The organism is Aminobacter sp. P4_D5, assembly GCF_056401815.1.
Window position 1 is genome coordinate 1 of sequence record NZ_JBFUIP010001475.1, and the last position, 505, is coordinate 505.

The 505-nt window shown below is 68.1% G+C and carries 1 protein-coding gene; it reads right to left on the reverse strand.

Annotation, left to right across the window (positions count from 1 at the left end; genetic code table 11):
* Positions 1 to 103 precede the first annotated feature (103 nt).
* Positions 104 to 505: response regulator transcription factor (locus tag AC1DWF_RS39045; RefSeq protein ID WP_476843741.1), on the reverse strand; the 402-nt coding region annotated here is incomplete at its 5' end.

Below are 505 nucleotides of genomic sequence, written 5' to 3' on the forward strand. Positions count from 1 at the left end.
ATCCCCGCCGGCGGCTTGCGCTGATCGCCTTTGCGCGGGCTGTTGCGCGGGGCCCCGCGCCAGAGGACGCGATCGCGGCCGAATAGCCGGGCCGCCGGTCTCCTCAGCGCGCTTCCAGCACGATCCGGATCAGTTCCGGCAGGGAGCGCGCACCGAGCTTGACCATGAGGTTCGCGCGATGATTCTCCACGGTCCGCTGGCTTAGGTTCAGCTCCGCCGCAATGATCTTGTTGGGGGTACCCACGAGGACCCGGTCGAGGATCTCCCTCTGCCGTTGGGTCAGGCTGGCGAGGCGGTTGGAATGCCCCGTTCTCGTAGCATGCTGCGGGGCTCCCGCCGCGATCTGCGCCAATGCCTTCCGGATGCTTTGCGCCAGCGCGTCGCGGTGACCCGGCATCTTGATGAAATCCACGGCCCCGGCCGAGATGGCGCTGACCGCCAGCTGGATGTCGCCCTTTTCGGCCACGATGATGGTGGGCAGCCGGTGGGCCGATGGCAGCAGTGC